Source organism: Herbaspirillum rhizosphaerae (genome assembly GCF_001189965.1).
GTDB classification, from domain to species: domain Bacteria; phylum Pseudomonadota; class Gammaproteobacteria; order Burkholderiales; family Burkholderiaceae_D; genus Herbaspirillum; species Herbaspirillum rhizosphaerae.
The window spans coordinates 128,771-150,958 of sequence record NZ_LFLU01000002.1 but is presented as its reverse complement, the minus strand read 5'-3'; the positions used below and the strand labels follow the sequence as shown (position 1 = coordinate 150,958).

The 22,188-nt window shown below is 61.7% G+C and carries 21 protein-coding genes; 9 read left to right on the top strand and 12 right to left on the bottom strand.

The features are described 5' to 3' along the window. Positions 1-56 precede the first annotated feature (56 nt). Complete coding sequence (locus AKL25_RS03435) at positions 57-557, bottom strand: CS1 type fimbrial major subunit (RefSeq protein ID WP_050476254.1); 501 nt, start codon at positions 555-557, stop codon at positions 57-59. Positions 558-625: 68 nt separating this feature from the next. After that, on the bottom strand, positions 626-1,369 hold the full coding sequence (locus AKL25_RS03430; RefSeq protein ID WP_050476253.1) for a pilus assembly protein: 744 nt from the start codon (positions 1,367-1,369) through the stop codon (positions 626-628). 160 nt (positions 1,370-1,529) lie between these two features. On the opposite strand from AKL25_RS03430, the gene AKL25_RS24070 reads away from it, so the two are divergent. Continuing rightward, positions 1,530-1,754, top strand: a complete 225-nt coding sequence (locus AKL25_RS24070; RefSeq protein WP_157050470.1) for a hypothetical protein — start codon at positions 1,530-1,532, stop codon at positions 1,752-1,754. Between the two features lie 217 nt (positions 1,755-1,971). Here the strand turns inward: AKL25_RS24070 and AKL25_RS03425 are convergent, their stop codons facing one another. The 8 genes from AKL25_RS03425 to AKL25_RS03390 all read right to left on the bottom strand — a co-directional run bounded on the left by AKL25_RS03425 (position 1,972) and on the right by AKL25_RS03390 (position 12,140). Then, entirely contained in the window at positions 1,972-5,646 is a 3,675-nt protein-coding gene (locus tag AKL25_RS03425; protein ID WP_050476252.1) for a transporter substrate-binding domain-containing protein, read from the bottom strand. Next, on the bottom strand, positions 5,643-6,278 hold the full coding sequence (locus AKL25_RS03420; RefSeq protein ID WP_050476251.1) for a response regulator transcription factor: 636 nt from the start codon (positions 6,276-6,278) through the stop codon (positions 5,643-5,645). Before AKL25_RS03420 ends, AKL25_RS03425 begins: the two co-directional genes overlap by 4 nt. Positions 6,279-6,659: 381 nt before the next feature. Then, complete coding sequence (locus AKL25_RS03415; RefSeq protein WP_083444563.1) at positions 6,660-6,962, bottom strand: putative quinol monooxygenase; 303 nt, start codon at positions 6,960-6,962, stop codon at positions 6,660-6,662. Next, the gene (locus AKL25_RS03410) at positions 6,962-7,639 is read right to left on the bottom strand and encodes a type 1 glutamine amidotransferase domain-containing protein (RefSeq protein WP_050476249.1); all 678 of its coding nucleotides are present in this window, start codon (positions 7,637-7,639) and stop codon (positions 6,962-6,964) included. Before AKL25_RS03410 ends, AKL25_RS03415 begins: the two co-directional genes overlap by 1 nt. A gap of 159 nt (positions 7,640-7,798) precedes the next feature. Then, positions 7,799-8,566, bottom strand: a complete 768-nt coding sequence (locus tag AKL25_RS03405) for an alpha/beta hydrolase (protein WP_050476248.1) — start codon at positions 8,564-8,566, stop codon at positions 7,799-7,801. Positions 8,567-8,679: 113 nt separating this feature from the next. Next, positions 8,680-9,792: an alkene reductase gene (locus AKL25_RS03400; protein WP_050476247.1), complete on the bottom strand. Its 1,113-nt coding sequence runs from the start codon at positions 9,790-9,792 to the stop codon at positions 8,680-8,682. Between the two features lie 44 nt (positions 9,793-9,836). Beyond that, a complete protein-coding gene (locus AKL25_RS03395) occupies positions 9,837-11,240 on the bottom strand; it encodes an NAD-dependent succinate-semialdehyde dehydrogenase (protein WP_050476246.1) in 1,404 nt (467 codons plus the stop codon). Positions 11,241-11,333: 93 nt separating this feature from the next. After that, positions 11,334-12,140: a helix-turn-helix transcriptional regulator gene (locus AKL25_RS03390; RefSeq protein WP_050476245.1), complete on the bottom strand. Its 807-nt coding sequence runs from the start codon at positions 12,138-12,140 to the stop codon at positions 11,334-11,336. A 286-nt stretch (positions 12,141-12,426) separates the two neighbouring features. Here AKL25_RS03390 and AKL25_RS03385 point away from each other — a divergent pair, with 286 nt between their 5' ends. Then, entirely contained in the window at positions 12,427-12,900 is a 474-nt protein-coding gene (locus AKL25_RS03385) for a GyrI-like domain-containing protein (protein WP_050476244.1), read from the top strand. Beyond that, the gene (locus AKL25_RS03380) at positions 12,897-13,775 is read left to right on the top strand and encodes an AraC family transcriptional regulator (protein WP_050476243.1); all 879 of its coding nucleotides are present in this window, start codon (positions 12,897-12,899) and stop codon (positions 13,773-13,775) included. Before AKL25_RS03385 ends, AKL25_RS03380 begins: the two co-directional genes overlap by 4 nt. Before the next feature lie 85 nt (positions 13,776-13,860). Here the strand turns inward: AKL25_RS03380 and AKL25_RS03375 are convergent, their stop codons facing one another. Continuing rightward, positions 13,861-14,115: a DUF3297 family protein gene (locus tag AKL25_RS03375; protein WP_050476242.1), complete on the bottom strand. Its 255-nt coding sequence runs from the start codon at positions 14,113-14,115 to the stop codon at positions 13,861-13,863. A gap of 70 nt (positions 14,116-14,185) precedes the next feature. Further along, positions 14,186-14,800: an ATP-dependent Clp endopeptidase proteolytic subunit ClpP gene (gene clpP, locus AKL25_RS03370; protein WP_050476241.1), complete on the bottom strand. Its 615-nt coding sequence runs from the start codon at positions 14,798-14,800 to the stop codon at positions 14,186-14,188. 200 nt (positions 14,801-15,000) lie between these two features. On the opposite strand from clpP, the gene AKL25_RS03365 reads away from it, so the two are divergent. From AKL25_RS03365 to AKL25_RS03340, 6 genes are all read left to right on the top strand, one after another. Beyond that, positions 15,001-15,939 (top strand): sigma-70 family RNA polymerase sigma factor, encoded by a 939-nt coding sequence (locus tag AKL25_RS03365; RefSeq protein ID WP_050476240.1) that lies wholly within the window; start codon positions 15,001-15,003, stop codon positions 15,937-15,939. 214 nt (positions 15,940-16,153) lie between these two features. Then, positions 16,154-17,497: a hypothetical protein gene (locus AKL25_RS03360; RefSeq protein WP_157050468.1), complete on the top strand. Its 1,344-nt coding sequence runs from the start codon at positions 16,154-16,156 to the stop codon at positions 17,495-17,497. Positions 17,498-17,732: 235 nt separating this feature from the next. Then, positions 17,733-18,887: a GGDEF domain-containing protein gene (locus tag AKL25_RS03355; RefSeq protein ID WP_050476239.1), complete on the top strand. Its 1,155-nt coding sequence runs from the start codon at positions 17,733-17,735 to the stop codon at positions 18,885-18,887. A gap of 148 nt (positions 18,888-19,035) precedes the next feature. Then, positions 19,036-19,782, top strand: coding sequence for an SDR family oxidoreductase (locus AKL25_RS03350; protein ID WP_050476238.1), 747 nt, complete (start codon positions 19,036-19,038; stop codon positions 19,780-19,782). Positions 19,783-19,888: 106 nt separating this feature from the next. After that, positions 19,889-20,860, top strand: coding sequence for a LysR family transcriptional regulator (locus tag AKL25_RS03345; RefSeq protein ID WP_050476237.1), 972 nt, complete (start codon positions 19,889-19,891; stop codon positions 20,858-20,860). A gap of 371 nt (positions 20,861-21,231) precedes the next feature. Continuing rightward, positions 21,232-22,173 (top strand): DMT family transporter, encoded by a 942-nt coding sequence (locus tag AKL25_RS03340; protein ID WP_050476236.1) that lies wholly within the window; start codon positions 21,232-21,234, stop codon positions 22,171-22,173. Positions 22,174-22,188: the final 15 nt, after the last annotated feature.

Here is a 22,188-nt window from a genome sequence, read left to right as displayed (position 1 = left end):
TCCGCTTCTTGTGGTTCGTCGAAAACGGAGGGCGCACCGCCCCCCGTTGTCAACAATTAGGGCGTTGGCGCCTCGCTCTCAAACGTCAGCGCCACAACACCGGCGTACATACCAGGCTCAAAACCGGTACCCGGTGCAATTGCGGAAATCGTCAATTCTGCCGTTTGACCGCTCGCCGCTTCTGGTGCGGTATACAAGGTTGCTGGCGTACCGACAGCCAGTGTTTTGTTAGCGACGTCGACTGTCAGGTCAAAACTTTTGCTGGCATCCGCAACGTTACGCATGACAGCCGGATGATCGAGATGCGCTGTAATCGGACCCAGGGTGCTTTTCATCTCGAAATAGTTGCCAGCAACAGGCCGCAAGGTCTCGCTATTCATATCCCACTGCATTCGCAGCGGATTATCCATCCAGCGACCAATTGGTTCGGCCCGGAAGCTGCTGGTAGGCACCTGGGCTTCCACGATCACCTGATGCTCCACTCTTTCAGCCAACGCTGCGCCGGAAGCGAACACGAGGCCGACAGAAGCAGCCATCAAGATTTTTTTTACTAACATACTATTTCTCCAAAGATTAAAAAAACCGTCCCGTCACGGAACAGGTAAAACACAGCTCCAGGATGGAACTACTTCCCGAATTCGACCGCGCGCTTGCGGTCTCCTTCGACGAGTTCGAAACGATAGTGATGCCCCGCTTCTTTCTCAAACACACGGCTGCGTTGCGGCAGCACGTGAGAGATGGTCGGTGTGGCGCATTCGCTGCCTACCGTTTTGCAATCGCGAAAGCCGTCCAGCACGATGATCGAATTGCCCTTGTTGTGGACGGTATAAGTGGTCGCCCCGTCCTGCAGTTCGGTCTGGTAATGCACCTTGGCTGGTCGCACCACCATCACTGCACCGTAGCCGGCAAGGATATTGAAGCCGGCCGACAGCGATTCCTTGTACTGCTCGGCCTGCTCTGCGCTCACGCCGAAGTCGTCGCCCTGCTCCGGCATCACCGGCGAGAAACGGACCCGAAAATAACGCTCCTTGTCACGCTCCCCCATGGCGAGCAGGCGCGTGGCTTGCATGCCGCCGGCAGGGACGATCAAGCGCGCCGGGCTGGCCACCAGGGTATTGGCCTGGTGGCCCTTGCCATGCACTACCGGCTGTACCGGTTTTTCGGTCGGGGGGGCGTCGCCCTCATAGACGATTTCATTGACGCTGACCTTGACGAAAGCAGTGCTGTCGCCGCCGTTGCGAACACGCTTGAGCAAGGTGCTTTTGCCAGGCTCAAGATATTCATACAAAGCGCCGATGCTGATGCTCGGTGCGCTGTAGGCAGAGACAGAAAGCGCTGCAAGGGCAGCAAACACGGTGATATGTTTCATAGCACCTCCATCGATAAATAAAGCGACTTGGCTTAGCCGCCGGGGTTGTAGAAAAACCATTCTTGCTGCGCACAGGCTGCTGCCGGGGATACGCGGACGAACGCTTGCCGTTTGGCTTCATGCCGGTTTTTCAGATCGGCTCAGCGCCAGGGAAGACCGCATGTTAAAGAACGATCGTTCGCCGGTATGTAGGAAAATTCTCCAAGTCAGGGACGAAGAATCTGAAATTGATAAATGTTTGTTAAAAATTGTCAGATTGCGCGTGATCGGCCTGGCGTCGACACCAGGCAAAGGCCGTTTGATGGATGACATGTGCGCGACAAGCATCAGCTTTCCGGCCCAAGCAGCGATACCTATCAGCGCGATGCCGGTATTCAATGCATGAAGACCGGCGCGGCTGTTTAGTGTCGTGTGTGGTGTGTGTGGTGTGGGGGGGGGAATATGTGAAAAAGGAAACCGATTGCGACATCGGCGTGTGAACCTGGCGTACGCAGTTCAACACTGCGTACGCGGATCAAGGTTCCGACCGCATGAAAACGCGCGGGTGCTTACAGAAAGTCACTCAGGCAGGTTGGCGCCTTACCCTGCATCGACGGGAGGCGCTAATCCGGCATCGCCGTCAGCCGGGTCAGTTCCGACTTGAGCAGATCTTCCAGTGCGGCCGTTTCGCGCATCACTGCAGCGGCCCTGCGCTGCACGTCAGGCATATCGATCAGTTGATGACAGGCTTGTTCCAGGGCGCTGCAGGCAAGGATCAAGGCTTCGGCATTGGCGATGCGGGCGCCGCCTTTGATCCGATGCGCGACGTCAGCCAGCGCTCTCCACTGCGCGCCCTGCAAGCACTGCTGCAGCTGCGCCGCGTCCTCGCGGTTGGTCGCTAGCATTGCGTGCAGCAAGTCAATGCTGATGGCAGCGTCGCCGCCCGACAGCCGATGCAGTTGTTCGAATTGCGGCGCTGCTGCAGGCGCCGGCGTCGCAAGCTGACCGGCGGCGGGTGCGGTCCGCTCCCCGGTACCGGCCGCCTGGCCCAGGCGCTGGCGCAACAGCTCCAGGCCGACCGGCTTGAACAGGCAATCGTCCATGCCGGCGTTGCGGCAGCGCACGACTTCCTCCGCCTGGGCGTTGGCGGTAAAGCCGAAGATAATGCATTTAGCGCTATACGGCTGATTTTGCTCGCTGCTGCGAATGATGTTCGCCAATTGGTAGCCGTCAATGCCTGGCATATTGCAATCGGTAACAACCACATCGAATGCGCCCGGCGCCCACAAATCCAATGCGCCGGCGCCATCCTCGGCGACGCTCACCTGATGGCCGAGGAAACGCAGTTGCTGCGCAATCACCATGCGATTCGGCGCGTGATCGTCAGCCACCAGGACGCGCAGGCTGCGGTTCTTTCCGGCTTTCTCATCGTCGGCAAGTTGCTCCGGCGCCGATGCGGCGACCGGCGGAAGCGTGGATACCGAAAACGATACGACGACCAAGGTCCCGAGCTCCGGTTCGCTGGAAAGCTGCAGCCGGCCGCCCATCATTTCTGTCAGCTTGCGGCTGATCACCAGCCCCAGCCCGGTGCCTGACTGCAGGTTGTTTTTCGCGGTGTTTACCTGGGCAAACGGCGAGAACAGTTTTTCCTGGTCGGCGTCGCTGATGCCGATGCCGCTATCTTCGATGATCAAACGGACTTGCAGCCGGTCGCCCTCCTGCATGTCGCCTTCCAGCCGCACCGCAACCGAACCGCGCTCGGTAAATTTGACGGCGTTGCTGATCAGATTGAAGGCGATCTGCTTGAAGCGCTGCGGATCGATCAGCACGTCGTCTTGTATCTGCGCATCGATTTGCAGACGCAGCTGCAAGCCTTTTTGCCGCGCCAGACCGTCGAACACGCGCACCACGGATTCCATCAATTCACGCAGGTTGGCGCGTTGCGGAAACAGATCGAGTTTTCCGGACTCGATCTTGGCGATGTCCAGGATATCGCCGATCAGGTCCAGCAAGGACTGCGCCGAACTGTAGGCGACCTCTATGGACGAGCGTTCCCAGCGGCCCTGGTCGGCGTATTTGAGCGCCAGTTCCAGCATGCCGATGATGGCGTTCATGGGAGTGCGGATTTCATGGCTCATGGTGGCCAGGAAAGTGCTCTTGGCCTGGCTCGCGGTTTCGGCCAGTTCCTTGGATTTCAGCAGCTCCTGCACCAGGCGGTCGCGTTCCGTGATGTCGATGCAGCCGCCGATGACGCCGACCAGCTGACCGTGCGAATCCTTGTAGGGACCGATCCAATGGTAGACGCGGAAGCGGTTGCCCTGCACTTCGACTTCCATATCCTGGGCGCTCTGGGCGCCTGCTTGCAGCGTTTCCCGATAGATGCGGCCGAACCGTTCCAGCAATTCTTTACTGTGTAGCGCCGCTTCTTCCAGGGTCTTGCCCATCACCTGCTGCCGCTCGACGTCGAAGAAATTCAGGTACGCCGGATTGCACAAGATCAGTCGGGCCTGGCGATCGCGGACATAGATCGGATGGGGCGTGTCGTCGATCAGGGTGTTCATGAACGCCAGCTGATCGCTCAGGGCGCGCTCGGCGCGCTTGCGCTGACCGATCTGACGGCGCAGGTAAGCGATCCAGATGAGAAAGCCCAGCGCCAGGAAAACCACTGCGGCTGCGATCTGGAACACGTAGGTGCGGTAGGTGTGCCAGGGACTGACCGCGACCTCGGCATTGCTGCGCCAGCGGCTGGTCAGCAGCGCCAACTCTTCCGGCGGAATACTCTGCAAGGCCTTGTCCAGGATAGTCAGCAGCTCCGGCGCGTCGTGGCTCACGCCGAAGGCAATGCGCGCAGGCTCGTCGCCTACCGCGGCCGCGATCTTCAGCTCGTTCCTGAAATGGCGCGTGACAAAATAAGCGGCGCCGGCCTGTGGCGTAATGGTGGCGGCGGCCTCGCCTTTGGCGACTTTCTCCAGGCCGTCGATCGTACTGTCGACGAATATCAATTGCGTGGCGGGGTACTGCCGGCGCAACAGCGGTATCAGCGAATTACCGGACGGCAGCGCCAACGGCCCCTTGCCCAGCTGCGCCAGGCCGGCGGGTGCATCGCCGACGTTACGCGTGACCAGGACAAAGGGATTGATCATGTAGGGACGGGTAAAGTCGATGTCCTTCTGGCGCTGTTCGCTGATGCTCAGGGCACCGATCACATATTGCTTGCCCGTGCGCAGCAGGTCGACCGCATCCGCCGCCGAATCGGTGCGCACTGCTTCGAATTCCAGCCCGGTGCGCATCCGTATCAGGCGCAGTATGTCGGCAGTGATGCCGTTGAATTTGCCGTCCTGGTCAAAAAAGGTCAGCGGAGCGTACAAGCCGTCGACCAGCACCGGGACTTTGGGATGCTGTTCCAGCCAGCGTTGCTCGCGCGGGGTCAAGGTCAGCCGTGTGTTCGACAAATAGACTTCGCTGCCGAGGCTCCAGCGGCTCAGTATCTGGTTGCTTTCCTCGCCGGGAATGGCGGCCAGCACAGTGTTGATGCTGCGCAGCAGATTCCGGTCTTCTTTGCGCAGCACAAATCTCAGGCTGCCGGCGGGCAGGGGACTGAAATTACCCAGCTGCAGATTGTTGTAGTAGCTTTTGGAGATCAGGTAGTTTGCGGCGATGGCATTACCCAGAAACATGTCGGCCTGACCGAATGCCACTGCGGCAAGCGCCTGCTGATAGCTGAGATAGGTGTCGACCCGGGCCTTGGGGTAGCGCTGCTGGATGACCTGCAGCGGACGATAGTGCGCCACCGTCGCCAGGCGCAAACGCTGGCCGGCGCCGCCTGCCTGCTCGTCGGTGCGCGTTACTTCCATCGGCATGTCCGCAGCATAAGCCGACGACAGGACAAAACGATCTTCGTAACCGGCGATATCGTTAGACCTTGCCAGCAGATCGATCTGCTGGTTCGCCAGGGCTTGCAGCGCGGCCTGGCGCGTCTCGAAACGACGCACACTGACCTTGACCCCCATCATTTTTCCGAGGATGGCCATGTAGTCGGCCGATATGCCTTCATAATCCCGTTCGCTGATACTGATATCGAACGGCGGCGCATCCGGCAGGCTGGTGCCTAACACCAGTTCCCGTTTGCGTCCGAGCCAGCTCCAGTCGCTTCCGTCGAGATGAAAGACCAGGTGGCTTAGCGTCGAACGACCGTGCAATTGCAAGAGTTTTCCGGCATCGTCTTCCGCCCTGGCCATGAGCGCCGCCATGCTGCACAGGCAGAACACTGCCACATAGCGAAAGAGAGCATTCTTCATTGTTCGCTGACAACGCCGTTGCGCTTGGCAAATTCGATCAGTTCGAGCAAGGTGCTCATGTTCAGCTTGAGCAACAGGCGCGTCTTGTACGTGCTCACCGTTTTGTCGCTGATGAGCATGCGTTCCGCGATATCCCGGTTCAGCATGCCTTGGGCCAGGCATTGCAGCACCTCCATTTCGCGGTTGGATAAATTGGCCAGTTGTTCGGTTTCGTTTGCCAGGCGATCGTTATGGCGGGCATCCTGCACTGCCATATTGGGAAAGTAAGTATTACCTTTCAGGATCGCCTTGACAGCGTCGATGAGGTCTTCCAGATCGCCCTGCTTCCATACGAAACCTGCTGCGCCGGCCATCTTGCAACGATGCGCAAAATGGAGCGGATTACGTGAAGTCAGCACCAGCACCTGGGCAGGAGTTTTAAAACCGCGAAAGCGCTCAATGATTTCCAGTCCATCCAGCTTGGGCAAAGTGAGATCGAGGACGATCAGATCAGGCTCAAACTCCTTGACCAGGCTCAACGCGTCAATGCCATTGTTGGTTTCCGCCACGACGGTATGATTTTCGCGTTCCAATAAAGTACGCACTGCCATCCGGACAACCGGATGGTCGTCGACAATCAAAATCTTACCCATTTGCTACTCCAAAAATCTATCGATGCTGCTTGCGGGACCTGGCCGCTTCGGTCTTTAACCAGAACCAGCGTTTGAGTGTGTACTTGTCCGGAGAACTGCGAGGACGCCTGTCTGCACAGGCTGCGCAAATATACCGTCCGACGGTGTTGTACGAGATGCCTGAACGCCTGGCAATCGTTCGCCACAGGACGCTGGTCGCGAAGGTGCCAGCGTCGAATAATACCTAATAATGCCACGTCGATCACTCCGATCTCGGGCTTATGGCGATGAGCAGAATAGTGTTATAAAAAAACAACTATCAAACCGGACGCCATAAAATACCGGCCTAAAAAAAGCCCGCTCACGCAGGCTTTTTTCCCGACTCAACACAAAACCGCAGCATCATGCACGCGCCTGCAGGATCTCGACCTTGCGATCGGCCAGCATGGGCAGCACGCGTCCCACCACCAGCGCCTGGTAATGCTCGGACTGCTTGTGCGCTTCAAGCGCTTCCGCGTCGCGGTAGTGCTCAAGCAGCAGCACGGTGCGCGGCTGGTCCATGCCCTGATACACCTCGTAGCCGAGGCAGCCCGGTTCCGCCAGCGACTTCGGACGCAATTCGCGGATGACGGCAAGTACGTCGTCATAGGATTCGCTGGCCGGCTGCCAACGCGCGACGATGGTGATCGGTGTGCTTGCGCTCATCATGCTTCTCCTTGAAGTGCGGTAACGATTGCCTGCGCCAGCGGGCCGGCGGATGCCGGATTCTGGCCGGTGAACAAACGGCCGTCGACGACGACCCTGGATTGCCATACGTCCGTTGCCGAATAGTCGGCGCCTTCCGCACGCAGGGCGTCTTCCAGCAGGAAGGGGACATCGGCTTGCGCGTAGCCGGCTTCTTCGTCGTTGGAGAACGAGGTCAGCTTGCGATTGCGGATCAGCGGCGTGCCGTCGGCAAGCGTTACGCCCAGGAATGCCGCCGGGCCGTGGCACACGGCGGCGACGATCTTGCCGGCTTCCCAGGCGCGGGCGACCACGCGCTTCACTTCGGGATCCACCGCGATGTCGACCATCGGTCCCAGGCCGCCCGGGAAAAAGACGGCATCGTAATCCAGGACGTCGACTTCAGACAGCTTGCGGCTGCGCGCCATGCGGCGGATTGCCTTGCTGTCGCGGAAGGCTTGCTGGGCCGGATCCGTTTCGTCGAAGCCGTCTTCGGGCGGTGTGCCGCCCAGCGGCGAAGCGTATTCGATGGCGATGCCGGCATGGTCGAACACTTCATAGGGATGGGCGACCTCGGAGAAGAAATAACCGGTGGCGCGGTTGTTGGGACCGATCTGGGGAGTGTTTGTCAAAACAAACAATACATGCTTAACGTTCATGGCGATTTCCTTTAAAAAAACGATGTGGGTGAGATGAAAGAGCCTTGTTCCTGAACTGCTCTGATGTCACTTTAAGCAAGCCCTGCTATCTCAGGAAGGCGTCTTGTTATCCTATGAGTGGCGCTCACCGGCAGCAGCATGCCGGCATGGCGGCCGGGTTCAGTCGGCCAGGTCGGCGGCTTTCTCGATGACCTTCGCTACGTCCTCCGGATGCGCGATGAACGCCGCGTGGCTGCCGTTGATCTCAACCGTCTTGCTGCCGGCGCGCGCCGCCATGAATCGCTGCAGCTCGGGATTGACCGTGCGGTCGGCGGTGGTGATCACCGCCCAGCTCGGCTTGCTCTTCCACGCTGCCTGCGTAACCGGCGCGGCGGCCGTCTGGACTGCGGGCATCACTTGCGACATGGCCATGAACCTGGCTTCCGCTGCCGGCAGGTCGGCGGCGAAATCGGCATGGAACAGCGCCTGATCGACATGGAGATGGCCGTCGCCGGTGGGCTTGATGGATTCGCCGGCCGGCGGCATTTTCTTGACCAGGTTCAGCAGGCTCTCGCCGACCTCGGGCTGGAACGCCGAGACGTAGACCAGGCCCGCGACCTTGGCGTTGACGCCGGCTTCGGTGATCACCATGCCGCCATAACTATGGCCGACCAGGATGCTTTTGCCGTCGAAGGCATTGATGGCGCGCGTGGTCACTTGGACGTCTTCGGCGAACGAGGTTTCCGGTTCCTGCACCACGGCGACGTTATAGCCGTCGCGCGTCAGGATGTCGGCCACGCCTTTCCAGCCGGAGCCGTCGGCGAAAAAGCCGTGGACCAGCACGACGTTCTTGACGGGCGCGGCGATGGCGGCGTTGCTGAATGTTGCTGCTGCCGCGAGGGCGAATGCGGATGCAAGCGAGGATGCAATACGGGTCGTTGTGTTCATGTTGATTCTCCAAAAAAAGTAAGGTGGGATGACGTCATTGAAAACTGCAAAGTAAAAAATGGCTTGCGGAATCTTGCCCGGGCAGTGGGTCAGGCAGTGAATCAGGCAGTGAATCAGGCAGCAGCGGCGATCTCCGCCTGCATGGCCGGCCAGTCGGAATAGCCTCTGGCATCGCCGCCGTACCAATACTCTTTGGGCGCCTCGGCCAGCGGTGCGTTGTTGCGCAGCCGGTCGATCAGATCCGGATTGGCGATGAAAGGCCGCCCTATGCTGAACAGATCGGCGTCGCCGGCAGCCAGCGTCTTTTCAGCCAGGGCCAGCGTGTATTGGTTATTCCCGATATAGGCGCCGCTAAAGCGTCGGCGCAGGGCGGCGAAGCTGATGCCTTCATCGGCCTCGCGGCTCAGCTGGGTCACGCCTTCGATGTCGTGGATGTAGAGCAAGTCCAGCGCAGACAGTGCATCGACATAGGCGCTGAAGGTCCCCATCGTGTCGCTGTCGAGCGCGGTGTCGCCGGGCGCGGTGGTGGTGGGCGAGATCCGGATGCCGACGCGCTTCGCGTCCCACACGGAGAGAACCGCCTTGACCACTTCCAGCGGAAAACGCAGGCGATTTTCCAGCGAGCCGCCGTATTGGTCGATGCGGCGATTGGTGCTGTCGCGCACGAATTGCTCGAGCAGATAATTGTTCGCCGAGTGAATTTCCACGCCGTCGAAACCGGCGCGCTTGGCGTTGGCGGCTGCGCGTCGATAGTCTTCGACGATCGCCGGAATCTCATCGGTGCGCAGCGCACGCGGCGTCACGAAATCCTTCATGCCGTCATGCACCCGGATCTGGCCGTGCGGCTTGATCGCCGACGGCGCGACCGGCAAGGCGCCCGCCAGCATGTCTGGATGCGACATGCGCCCGGTGTGCCAGAGCTGCAGGAATATTTTTCCGTCGCGGCGGTGCACGGCATCGGTCACATGCTTCCATGCCGCGACCTGGGCCTCGCTCCAGATGCCCGGCGTGCGCGGATAGCCGCGTGCCTCGGCCGAGATGTTGGTCGCCTCGGTAACGATCAGGCCGGCGCCGGCGCGCTGGGCATAGTAGTCGGCGGCGTAGTCGGGAAGGACGCCGAAGTTGTCCGCGCGACTGCGGGTCATCGGCGCCATGACGATGCGGTTTTTCAGTTGCAGATCGCCGATCGTGACCGGTTGCAACACCGGGCTGGAGAAGTTTGACATGATGGATTTCCTTGAGGTGGATGTGAGTGGAGACAAGCCCGGCATCAGCCGACCGTCTTGGCCCAGACCGCCTGGGCATTGGTGAATTCGCGCAGGCCGAAATGCGACAGCTCGCGTCCATAGCCGCTCTTCTTGACGCCGCCGACCGGAATGCGCGCGTTCGACGCCGAGAAGCCGTTGATGAACACGCCGCCGGTTTCCAGACGTCGGGCGATGCGCTGGGCGCGGGCGACGTCGCCGGTCCACAGGCTGCCGCCCAGGCCGTAGTCGCTGGTGTTGGCCAGCTCGATGGCGTGTTCCGCGTCTTCGGCGACCGTAATGGGAGCGACCGGGCCGAAGGTTTCTTCATCGAACGCGGCCATGCCGGGCGTCACATCGGCCAGCACCGTCGGCGCATAGAAGTTGCCGGGCCCGTCGATCTTGTAGCCGCCGAGCAGCAGGGTGGCGCCGGCTTCCAGCGTGCGTTCGACCTGCCGGTGCAATTCATCGCGCAAATCGCTGCGCGCCATCGGGCCCATCGTGGTCGAGGCATCCAGAGGATCGCCGGTCGTCAAGCGGCCGGCGGCGGCGACGAACTTGCGGGTGAATTCGGCGGCGATGGGTTTCTCGAGGATGAAGCGCTTGGCTGCGAGGCAGACCTGGCCGGCATTTTGAAAGCGGGCTTCGATTGCCGCCTTCACGGCCAGGTCGATGTTGGCGTCGGCCAGCACGATGAAGGCGTCGGCGCCGCCCAGTTCCAGCAGGCTCTTCTTGAGCGCCTTGCCGGCCAGGGAGGCCACCGCGGCGCCGGCGCGCATGCTGCCGGTGAGCGTGACGGCTGCGACGCGAGGGTCTTCGATCACGTGGGCGACGGTGTCGTTGTCGGCATTCAGGTTGGCGAACAGGCCTTGCGGAAAACCGGCGATCTCGTACATGCGTTGCAGGGCATAGGCCGACCCCATCACATTGGGAGCGTGTTTGAGAATGAAGCCGTTACCGGACAGCATGATCGGGCCGGAGGCGCGCACCACTTGCCACAGCGGAAAATTCCACGGCATGACGGCCAGGATGCTACCGATCGGCAGGTAAGACACGTGGACCTGATCGTCGCCGTCCACCGCGACCGGTTCATCGGCGAGGATGGCCGGGCCATGTTCGGCAATCCAGTCGATGGTGACGGCGCATTTTTCGACCTCGGCGCGGGCGGCGGCGATGGTCTTGCCCATTTCGGAAGTGATGGTGGCGGCGAGTGCTTCGGCGTTCTCGCGCAAGGCGACGGCGAGGCGGCGATAGGCGGCGACGCGTGCCGCCATCGGGGTGGCGCGCCACATGCTGAAGGCGGCGGCGTTATCGTCGAGCAGGCGCTCCACCTCGGCAGGCGTCTGGAACGCGTAGGCGGCGATCAGTTCGCCGGTAGCCGGATTGCGGGACACTGCATTGGCAGCGGGATTGGTATTGAGTTGCGACATGTGTTGCCTCCGTGATCGAAAGAGCAGTGTTCAAGAACTGCTCTGACGTCACTTTAGGCAAGCACGGCGATCTCAAGAAGGCGTCTTGTTATCCTATGAGTCGCACTCACTGGCAGGCGGTGTGGGGATGTAGGTGACCAGCGACAGGTCCGGCCGCCCGACCGGCGTCAATGCCACATAGGTAAAGGCCGTGATTTCCCCCGAAGGCAGCCGCATGCGTTTTGCGCCTTCGTCGAAACCCTTCACGTTGGTGTCTTGCCACCACGCACGAAACTCCGGGCTCAGCTCGGACAGCTCGGCGATCAGGCTGTCGAACGGCGCCTTGTCGTGCGCCTGGGCACGTGCAGCGCGAAAGGCCGAGATCATGCCGCGCGTCATCTGCTCCCAGTCGAGGATCTGGGTACGGTAAGGCGGGTAGAGAAACAGCAGGCGCAACGTGTTGCGTTCGTGGGGTTGCAGCAAGCCGTAATCGACGAACAGGTCGGCGATGGGATCATTCCATGCCAGGATATCGAGCCGCGTGTTGCGCACATAGGCCGGCACATGGATGGCCCGCACCAGCATCTCGAGGCCGTCGCTGAGACGTCCGCCGGTCGCCACCGCCGGCGCTTCGCGGGAGGACAGCGCGAACAGATGCGTGGATTCCGTCTGATCGAGCTTGAGCACTTTCGAGATCCGGCGCAGGGCATCGGCCGAGGGCTGGATTTCGCGCCCCTGCTCCAGCCAGGTGTACCAGCTGACGCTCACGCCGGCGAGCACGGCGACTTCTTCGCGGCGCAAACCCGGCGTGCGGCGCGGGCCTTTGGGCAAGCCGTATTCATCGGGCTGCAGGCGCGCGCGCCGGCTGCTGAGGAAACTGCCCAATTCGCGTCGTTGTTCAGGAGATGGTCTGCTTGGCATGGGGCACTCGGGCAAGGTGTGGAATAGCTGAAAACCGCAATCAGGATTTTATCTCAGCTTGCGACGGCGCCTGTGCCGGGCCGGATTGCAATACAGGACAACAAGCATCTTCCGGCATGACTTCGCGCTATCTTTGCATGTCCTGCTGACAACAGCTTGACGGGCAGGCATGCGGGCAAGCGCGGTCTTCTGCATCGTCAGCAAATCCGCCGCCGATGAACTCCGCAAGAAACGTCCGGTTCCGTTCTCTACACTTGACGCACATTCATCGTTTCAGGAACCAGCCATGACCCCAGCGTATCAGGACCACGCCATCCATGTTGTCGGCATTGAACTGCGAACCGGCAACGCACAGGCGTTTCAGACGATTCCATTGCATTGGCAACGCTTTTTTCAGGAGAAGGTGACGACCGCCGTCGAGGGGAAGATGTCCGACGATGTCTATGCGGTCTACACGCACTTCCAGAATGCGGGAATCAATAATCACGGCATCTACTCCCTGGTCATCGGGCTAGCCGTCGACCCGGGGGCCGAACTGCCGCTGCCTGCGGGCTTTTCCAGGGCAGTCGTGCCGGCGTCGTATCGCGTGGTTTTCCCCGTGGAGGCGAACCGGCCCGAGAATGTTGGCGAGGCATGGAAGAAAATATGGGAATATTCGGATTTCCCAAAAACCTATATCGCCGACTATGAACGCTACCGCAGCAGCGACGGGACCATCGACATTTCCATCGGCGTCAGCAGTCCGATAAGCGCACCGTGAATCCACCACGCGACTTGAGCGATTACCAGAACCACCTCTCCAGGGTGACGGCCTACATCCACGATCATTTAAGCGAACCGCTGGATCTGGATCGCCTGGCTGAAGTCGCCAATTTGTCTCCTTACCATTGGCATCGCATCTACCACGCCTTGCAGGGCGAGACCCTGGCGGCGACCGTGCTCCGGCTGCGGTTGCAAAGGGGATCCGGCTACCTGGCGCAATCAACGCGCACGGTGGCGGACATCGCACGGCGCTGCGGTTATCCGAATGCGCAGTCTTTCACGCGCGCATTCCGCCAGGTTTACGGCAAGAGTCCCCGCGCCTGGCGGGAAAGCGCATCCGAGACGCCGTTTGAAGCGGTGCCCCCGGTCGCGTCGGCCGCAGGCGCGTGGCCGGTCGAGGTGCGCGAGGTGCCGCAGATCACGGTGGCGGGTCTCGATCATCGCGGCTCCTACATGCGCATCGGGCAGGCGTTCGAGGCCAGCCGGATCCACATGGCGGCGCAGAATCTGATGACAGCGGATACGCGCTGGCTGGCGGTTTATCTCGACGATCCTTTTGCGGTTCCCGAAGCACAGCTGCATTCGCGCGCCGGGCTGTCCATTGAGCCGGACGCAGCGGGCGCGGTGGCAAAGGCGCCGCTGATCACGTTCTCGCTGGGAGGGGGCCCTTGCGCCGTGTTGCGTTTTCGCGGTCCCTACGCCACCATGCGCGCGGCCTATCACTGGCTGTACGGCGCCTGGCTGACGAACTCCGGCCATGCGCCGGCGGACCATCCGGTATTTGAGGAATATCTCAACAGCCCGCGCGACACAGCGCCGGCCGACCTGCTGACCGACATCTTCCTGCCGCTGGCCGGCAACAAGGGGCAATAAATTTACGGGCGGCAAAAAGGGCACGAGCGCTATCGGAAAAATAAGCGCGCGTGCCCTTGCCTGTCCTCAAGGAAGGAAAGAGAGCCTATCCCTCACGATAAAAAGCTTCGACCTTGCCTTTGACTTTGGTCATCAGGGGATTGCCCTTCCGGTCCAGCGCCTTGCCGGCCGGAACTTTGATCCATCCTTCGCTGATGCAATATTCATCAACGTCGGTGCGTTCTCTGTCGTTAAGCCGGATGCCGACATCGTGTTCAAAGATGGCGGCATTGTAGTAAGGGCTGCGCGGATCGATGGAGAGCCGGTCGGGAAGCGGGGGGCGGTTTTGAGTATCGTTCATGGCCGCAATTATAAAACTCATTTCATCAAATGAAGCAAAACAATCGCGACTCTCCTTTTGCCAGGTTTCCCTACATCACGCCCCGCCCCGAGACGACCTCGTCGATCAAGCCGTAATCCCTGGCGCCGTCTGCCGACATGAAATGATCGCGCTCCGAGTCATTCGCAACTTTTTCCAACGGTTGCGAACAACGCTCGGCGAGGATGTTGTTGAGGCGCTCGCGCAGGTACAGAATCTCGCGCGCCTGAATCGCCACGTCGGCGGCCGTCCCCTGGGAACCGCCCGAGGGCTGATGAATCATGATGCGGGCGTTGGGCAAGGCCAGGCGCTTTCCCCTGGCGCCGGCGGCCAGCAGAATGGAGCCCATGCTCGCGGCGAAGCCGGTGCACAAGGTCGATACCTGCGGGCGGATGAATTGCATGGTGTCGTAGATCGCCAGGCCGGCATACACCGCGCCGCCGGGGGAATTGATATACAGCGAGATGTCCTTGTCGGGATCTTCCGATTCAAGGAACAGCAGCTGCGCAACGATCAGATTCGCCGACTCGTCCGTGACCGGGCCGACCAGGAACACGATACGCTCGCGCAGCAGCCGTGAATAAATATCATAGGCGCGCTCGGACCGGCCGGACTGCTCGATGACGGTGGGAATCATGCCGAGGGCGCGTGGATGGAATGCATGCATGTGTCTTTCCTTTCAGGTAATGTAGGTACAGCAACCTGACGCCGGCGACGCGTTGCCCGTGACAAAGGAAAAATATTTTTCACCTCCTGTCACGTTTTACAGCGCGCCGTCGTCATGCAGACGAGCAGGCTGAAATGGCGCCGCAGAACACGGCACGCCGCCATCGGACTTCCACTCGCCGTCCCGACATGGAGAGATACATGAAAGAAACACTGACCGAATCCACTTCTCTTTTTGAGGCTTCCCGCCGCCGGCTGTTGTCGATTTCCTATCGCATGCTGGGCAGCCTGGCCGAGGCTGAAGATGTCGTGCAGGAAACCTGGCTGCGCTGGCGCGACGCCGATCACCGCACCTTGAAGACGCCGGTCGCCTGGCTGACCACGGTGGCGACGCGCATCGCCATCGATCGCTTGCGGCATCTGCAGCGTCAACGCGCGGCGGAATCCGTGCCGTGGCTGCCCGAACCGTGGCTGGACCGGCATGCTCCTTCGGCAGAAGATGCGGTGTCGATGCTGTCGGATCTGTCCTACGGCGTGCTGTTGTTGCTGGAGCGCCTGAGTGCGGATGAACGCGCGGCCTTGTTGCTGCACGAAGTATTCGATTGCCAGTACGAGGAAATCGCCGCCACCCTCGACAAGACGCCGGTGCATTGCCGGCAACTGGTGCGCAGAGCCAGGGAGCGGGTGCAATCCGGGCGTACACGTCGCATCGCCGATCAGCAGCTTTGCGAGCGGCTGGTGCAAGACTTTTTGTCGGCGATAGCGCATCAGGACAAACAGGCGATGCTGCGACTGCTGGCTCCCGATGCCGTGGTGATCGGCGACAGTGCGGGCGACAGCATCGGCAACACGCCGATCGCGGGTCTCGCGGATCTTTCTGTGACACAGCCGGCCCGTCAATTTGTTGGCGCTTTGTCATCGCTGATGTCACCAGCATCCTCCGGCATGCAAATCAGCGCCATCTCCATCAATGACGGCTGGGGCGCCGCCCTCGCCTGCCATGGCCGGATCGTGCTGGCGCTGAGCTTTGCAATGGAGGAGGACGGCATCGCCACGATCTACGCCGTCGCCGATCAACGCAAGCTGACCATGCTTCAACAACGCACCGTCCACCCCGCATGGATGGCGCTGCCCGCATAAGCCTTGCCGCCGACATGACGCCAACATAGCGCCGGCATAAATTTTCCCGACACAAATTTTCAATTGGTATTGAACATTTTTTGGTGCAGCGCGTTCATACCACTCTCTGACCGGAAAGACAGGTCAATCGTCCGGACGTGGCGGCGCCATCCGTTGTCGCCATGCGCCGATGCCGTTTATTTCCAAAACAACAAGGATATCAATGCGAAGTCGCATGCATACGCTTGCCGCCGCAATACTGCTGTCCGCTTCCGGCGCTGCCCCGCTGACCCACGCTCAGGCGATCGATGCCGGGCTGTGCGCCCCCGACCTGAAGGTAGACAAGGAAAAGCTGGCGGCACGCCTGCTGACCGCCTATCCGGTGAGCACTGCCTACTTGTCGGTGGGAGATCATCCGGCGCCATTGTCGTCATATCGCGCGCTGGCAGCATGGCTGCTCAGGAAGCATGCCGCCGAAAAATCCGCAGGAGGAGCCTGCAAGGGCGACAGTTGCAACGCCGGCCACATCGCTGAAGACCTGCAAGGCCTGCTCGACGGTAAAGACGCCCAGTTCAAGCCGACCGCCGCCGCCATCCCTGCTACCGCCTTCTTCGATGCCGACAACCGGAGCGATCTGGTCTGCGCGCAGCATGGCGCCGCGCTCAGCCTGCCGCATGCCGCATCGGCAGCCGCCATGACCACGCCGGCAGTGGCCGCCGGCGGCACAGGATCGTCCACCGTCGCGGCGGCGGCGCATCAGCCCAGTTGGATGGATCCGATCCGGGTGCGCGGCAATCCCGACCAGTTGTCCATCGATCGCAGCAACCAGGCGGCCTACGCTTCCGTCGACCGCGCCCACCTGACCCTGGCCAACGACGACGTGGCGCAGTCCCGCACCAACGACATCGTGGTCTATACCGGCTATTCCTTCGACAAGCGTCCCATGGACGGCAACGGCAGCACCTACGAGGCGGTGCCTTACGTCGGATTCAAGCAAAACCGCGTGACCACATACAACGGCGGCGCCGTGTCGGTGGACACTACCCGCACCGGGCAGGTCGGGATGCTGTCGGCATTCCACTTTGCGCATCCGGGATCGGCCAACACCGAGGACCTGACGGCGCGGCCGGATTACCTCATCAACAGTTCCGACGGCAGCCGCCTGATGACCGTCAACTTTACCTACACCATGGTGCGCCCGGGCATCCTCAACGATTTCATCCGCTGGAACAACGGCCTGGCCTTCAAACCCATCCTTGTCGGTCAGAGCCGCAACGGTATGTACGTCGACCGGGGCACCCCTGCCGTCTACGACCAGCACCAGGATTTCATCCGCCTGGGCGCGCAGGCCGGTTTCACGCTGGCGTCGACCAATCCCAGGCTGCCATTTGACTTCACCACCACCTATACCGGCCTCAAGGCGCTGGAGGGGTCGCGCAGCATCCATTACTGGCGCGGCGCATTGACTTACAATTTCAACCAGAGCGTCGGGCTGAGCCTGGATTATTCCGACGGCCTGCTGCCGGACACCGGCGACCCCGAGCGCAAGTGGGGTCTGGGTATCGCCACCAAGTTCTGACCCTGGCGCACGGGAATCGGCGGACTCGGCGACAAGCGTCTGCATCGACGTTGAACGAAACAGGCTTGCTTTTTCGCCATCGGCAGCCGGCGCCGATGGATGATCGTCGGCCGGGAACCCGGCAGTCAGCCGGCCGCCGGATAACGCCCGGCGAGCTGAAGAGGCCGCCAGGCGCTAAAATAGCGTCCCCGTTTTCATCAGTCTGTTTGGGCAAGCCCACGCGCACCCCTTATCCATGGCACTCGATCCGTCCACCATCCTCATTCTCACCACCGCCCTGGCCGCGGCGGCAGCGCTTTATCTGGCCGTGGAGTGGAATAGCGTGCGCGAGAAGTCGCTGCTGTTCTGGAGCGCCGGCTTCGCCGTCATTACCGTAGGTTGCGTCCTGGCCTTGCTGCGCACCAACGGCTTCCTGCTGATCGGCATCTGGTTTGCCAACGGCTTGCTGATCGTCGCCCACGGGCTGTTCCTGGCCGGGGTTGCCCGCTTCACGCGGACCAGGCTGTCGCGCGCCTGGTATCTGATCGCCGTCATCTGGCTCGCCATGCTGCTGGCGCCCAATGAATCCTGGCCCTGGTGGTCCAGGCTGATGCTGTGCATCCAGTCGCTGCTGATCGCCGGCATCACCCTGCGCGCCAGCTTCCTGCTGCGCCCTCATGGCGTTTCCCTGAGCGTGGGCGCGGTGCAGTTGCGCTATGTGCTGCTGGCGCACGGCCTTTTTTATGTCGCCAAGGCCGGCTCCGTCGTCGCGCTGAATGCCTTCGTCGACCTGGCCGCCTTCCGCGGCGGCGTGATCCAGGTCTCGCTGGTGGAAGGCGCCATGGCGATCATGCTGATCGCCTTGTCCATGACCGGCACCGAACGCCACCGCCGCGAAGAGCGCATCGAACAGCTCGCCGCCCGCGACCCGCTCACCGCCCTGTTCAACCGCCGTGCGCTGGACATGCGCGCGCCTGCGCTGCTCAACCGGGCCTCGCCGGCAAACCCCGGCGCCTTGCTGCTGATCGACATCGACAACTTCAAGCAGGTCAACGACCTGCACGGCCACAGCGCCGGCGACAAACTGCTGGTGGCGCTGAGCGAAATGATCCGCGACGCCCTGCCGCACGGCTCCCTGGCTGCACGACTGGGCGGGGACGAGTTCGTCATCCTGCTGTGCGAAGCCTCCGGCGACAGCGTGGTGGCGCTGGGCGACGGCTTGCGCGAGGTGTTCGGACAGACCGCGCGGGAGACGTTTCCGACGCCGGATGCGGTGACCCTGAGCGTCGGCGCGACGCTGTTCGACCGGCCGCCGGCCGGGCTGGCGGCGCTGCTCGAACTGGGGGACACGGCGCTGTACGAGTCCAAGCGCGGCGGACGAGACAGGGTGAGAGTGACGCCGGCCGCCTGATGCGACGGCTGCACACACCGGCACAATCCGGCACACGACCACACATCGGCAGTATCAAGCTGCGCTTGCGATCCGTTCAAGGAACGGCCTGCTAGTGGCTTGACGGCACGCCATCTACACTCGGGCTCTACATCATCAGGAGAGTCCCATGAGCAATACCATCCAAGGCAAGGTCATTGTCATTACCGGCGCCAGCAGCGGCCTCGGCCAGGCGGCTGCGCGCCTCTTGAGTGCGCAAGGCGCCCGCGTCGTTCTGGGTGCACGGCGCATCGAACGCCTGCAGCAACTGGCCGGCGAATTGAATCATGCGGGGCAACGGGCGCTGGCCGTCGCCACCGACGTCACCGTGCTCGACGATGTCAAAAACCTGGTCGATACCGCCGTGCAAACCTTCGGGCGTATCGACGTGATGGTGAACAACGCCGGACTCATGCCGCTGTCAGCGCTCGAACGATTGAAGGTCGACGACTGGGACCGCATGATCGACGTCAACCTGAAAGGCGTGCTGTACGGCATCGCGGCGGCGTTGCCCCATATGCAGCGCCAGATGTCCGGACATGTGGTCAACGTCTCCTCGGTCGCCGGGCACAAGGTCATGTTCAACGGCGCCGTCTATTCCGCAACCAAGCACGCTGTGCGCGCTCTGTCGGAAGGCTTGCGCCAGGAGGTCAAGCCCTGGAACATCCGCACCACCATCGTGTCGCCTGGCGCCGTGGACACTGAACTGCCGGGCAGCATCACCGAGCCGGACATGGCGCGAGGCATGCAGGATTTTTACCAGGCCAACGCCATCCCTGCCGAGTCTTTCGCCCGTGCCCTGGCCTTCGCCATCGACCAGCCCGACGACATGGATGTGAACGAAATCCTGTTCCGGCCAACCCGTCAGGTACCCTGAGCGTATAGACTGCCTGCAGTCACGCCACTGCAGGACTGCGCCCTGATCCGATTGCGCACGCAGCCGCAGCCTGGCGCTGTCGACTCACCATTTCGAGGAGTACTGCGTGCCCATCAGCGAACTTCGCGCCATCGAGATTTTCACCAAGGCCATCGAGCTCGGCAGCATCCGGCGCGCGGCGGCGGCGCAAGGCATCAGCCCGCAAGCTGCGAGCCAGGCGCTCGCAGCGCTTGAGAAACGGCTCGGCGTGCGGCTGTTGCATCGCACGACGAAGAGCATCGCGCTCACCTCAGAAGGACAGCAATTCCTCGAAGCATCCCAACCCGCGCTGGCCGCGCTGGAACGCGCCGTCGATCGCATCCGCACCGCAAAGGACGAGATCGCCGGACCGCTGCGCATCGTCGCGCCGAAGTATTCCTTCCTGCCCTTGCTGTGGCCCCTGGTCAACGAGTTCTGCCGGCGCTATCCCGAAGTCCAGCCGGACATCAAACTCGACGACCGCATCGGCAACTGGGTGCAGGACCGCGCCGACGTCGGTTTTCGCATCGGCATGGCGCCGGAAGACGGCCTGGTCGCCCGCCGGCTCTTCGCCATGCAACTGATCGTCTGTGCGGCGCCGGCTTACCTCGCCGCACATGGCGCGCCGGCGTCAATCGAACAACTGGCCGCGCATCGCTGCAGCGTGTTCCGGCACCCCGGCACCGGCCGCGTACTGCCATGGCTTTTGAAAGTCGGCAGCGAAGTGATCTCGCATCACCTGTCTCCCACACTGTCGACCAACGATGCCCAGCTCGAGACCGAGGCCGTGCTGTCGGGTCAGGTGATCGGCTTGTTGTCGGGCTTGTCGGCGGCCCCGCTGATCCGCTCGGGACAACTGGTGCCGCTGCTCGCGGAGCATGCCGCCGATCACATGAACGTCCACATCTACTACGGAAGCCGCGCGGCGCAGCCCTCGCGGGTGCGCGCCTTTATCGATCTGGCGGTGGAACGGCTGGCCGGATCTTCTGCCTACGTGCTGGATGCCGGAGAACTGGCCATGGCCGAGGCCAAGGGACGCAAGAAGACGCGCCGGCGATAGCCGCAAAAACCGCAAACAATTTGCCTGGCCCGAGGCGCGAGAGGTTCGGCCCGGCGTGACGATAGCGTGGATATTTCCGCGCTGCAAAGAGCACCGGGCAACACTGCTGCGCATCGCCACAAATTTCGACGTTCATCATTGCAAAAGCATATTTATCAATAAAAATTAATATCCAAAGATATTTATGCTTTTAAAGGTCGATATTTCCGAAAATACGGCAGCACTCCCTGCGCCTGAATCGCTACCATAAGCGTCAAATTGGATGCAGTGCAACACGAAGTCCCGATACGGAAAAACGCGTCCGTCCTTGACGACGTCACGGGTTTCACAAGCGCTCGCTTCCAGCCCTGTATCTCTTTTCCGGAACTCCCATGTCGCCCCTCAGCTCGCCCGCCGCTCTCAAGAAAACAAAAACCATCAGCGGGCCCTTCCTCGTGTGCGTGGTGCTGGCGATCTGCATCTGGGGCGGCAACTGGCCGGTGATGAAATACGGCAGCCAATACATTCCGCCGCTGTGGTTCGCCGCCAGCCGTTTCGTTTCGGCGGCCTTGCTGAGTTTCGCCATCGCCGCCGCCATCGGCAAACTGCGCCTGCCGCGCCGCGAGGAATGGCCGGTGGTGCTGGGCGTCGGCATTTTGCAGATGGGCCTGTTCACCGCGCTGGTGACCGGCGCGCTGCATTTCGTGATGCCGGGACGCGCTTCGCTGATCGCCTATGCGACCTCGATCTGGGTCGTGCCGGGCGCGTCGCTGGTGCTCAAGCAACGTCTCAGCGGCCAGCAGCAACTGGCGACCGTGTTCAGCTATGCCGGTATCGCCATCGTCGTCTTGCCGGTGTTGCTGCACGCCGACCTGCACGGCATGATCGGCTACCTGATGCTGGGCGCCGCCTCACTCTCCTGGGCCATCAATATCCTGCAGATCAAATCGACCAAGGGCGTCAAGCTCGACTTCGACCTGCTGCCCTGGCAGACGCTCGTAGCCGCCGTGCCGCTGACCATACTGGCGCTGGCCGTCGACGGCGCGCCGGCCTTTCTGTCCGAATCGCATTCCTGGTATGTGATCGCCTACACCGGCCCGCTGGCGACGGCAATGACATTCCTGATCGTGCTGCAAATGACCCAGCGCCTGTCGCCGGTGACGGTGTCGGTATGCATGCTGGGCGTGCCGGTGGTCGGCATCACACTGTCGTCGATCATCTTCGGCGAAGCGCTGTCTGCCGACCTGCTGATGGGCGTGGCCCTGATCTGCCTCGGCCTGCTGATCCCGGCATTGCCGCGCATGTCATGGCGCCGCAGCCCGGGACTTTCCTGAGCGCATCGGTTTCCC

Coding starts and splice junctions, on each gene's coding strand:
- AKL25_RS03390 (WP_050476245.1), bottom strand. CDS start 12,140: ATGCCAAGCAGACCATCTCCTGAACAACGACGCGAATTGGGCAGTTTC.
- AKL25_RS03340 (WP_050476236.1), top strand. CDS start 21,232: ATGTCGCCCCTCAGCTCGCCCGCCGCTCTCAAGAAAACAAAAACCATC.
- AKL25_RS03420 (WP_050476251.1), bottom strand. CDS start 6,278: ATGGGTAAGATTTTGATTGTCGACGACCATCCGGTTGTCCGGATGGCA.
- AKL25_RS03355 (WP_050476239.1), top strand. CDS start 17,733: ATGGCACTCGATCCGTCCACCATCCTCATTCTCACCACCGCCCTGGCC.
- AKL25_RS24070 (WP_157050470.1), top strand. CDS start 1,530: ATGTTAAAGAACGATCGTTCGCCGGTATGTAGGAAAATTCTCCAAGTC.
- AKL25_RS03405 (WP_050476248.1), bottom strand. CDS start 8,566: ATGAACACAACGACCCGTATTGCATCCTCGCTTGCATCCGCATTCGCC.
- AKL25_RS03435 (WP_050476254.1), bottom strand. CDS start 557: ATGTTAGTAAAAAAAATCTTGATGGCTGCTTCTGTCGGCCTCGTGTTC.
- AKL25_RS03360 (WP_157050468.1), top strand. CDS start 16,154: ATGCATACGCTTGCCGCCGCAATACTGCTGTCCGCTTCCGGCGCTGCC.
- clpP (WP_050476241.1), bottom strand. CDS start 14,800: ATGCATGCATTCCATCCACGCGCCCTCGGCATGATTCCCACCGTCATC.
- AKL25_RS03400 (WP_050476247.1), bottom strand. CDS start 9,792: ATGTCAAACTTCTCCAGCCCGGTGTTGCAACCGGTCACGATCGGCGAT.
- AKL25_RS03425 (WP_050476252.1), bottom strand. CDS start 5,646: ATGAAGAATGCTCTCTTTCGCTATGTGGCAGTGTTCTGCCTGTGCAGC.
- AKL25_RS03415 (WP_083444563.1), bottom strand. CDS start 6,962: ATGAGCGCAAGCACACCGATCACCATCGTCGCGCGTTGGCAGCCGGCC.
- AKL25_RS03410 (WP_050476249.1), bottom strand. CDS start 7,639: ATGAACGTTAAGCATGTATTGTTTGTTTTGACAAACACTCCCCAGATC.
- AKL25_RS03395 (WP_050476246.1), bottom strand. CDS start 11,240: ATGTCGCAACTCAATACCAATCCCGCTGCCAATGCAGTGTCCCGCAAT.
- AKL25_RS03375 (WP_050476242.1), bottom strand. CDS start 14,115: ATGAACGATACTCAAAACCGCCCCCCGCTTCCCGACCGGCTCTCCATC.
- AKL25_RS03430 (WP_050476253.1), bottom strand. CDS start 1,369: ATGAAACATATCACCGTGTTTGCTGCCCTTGCAGCGCTTTCTGTCTCT.
- AKL25_RS03350 (WP_050476238.1), top strand. CDS start 19,036: ATGAGCAATACCATCCAAGGCAAGGTCATTGTCATTACCGGCGCCAGC.
- AKL25_RS03385 (WP_050476244.1), top strand. CDS start 12,427: ATGACCCCAGCGTATCAGGACCACGCCATCCATGTTGTCGGCATTGAA.
- AKL25_RS03365 (WP_050476240.1), top strand. CDS start 15,001: ATGAAAGAAACACTGACCGAATCCACTTCTCTTTTTGAGGCTTCCCGC.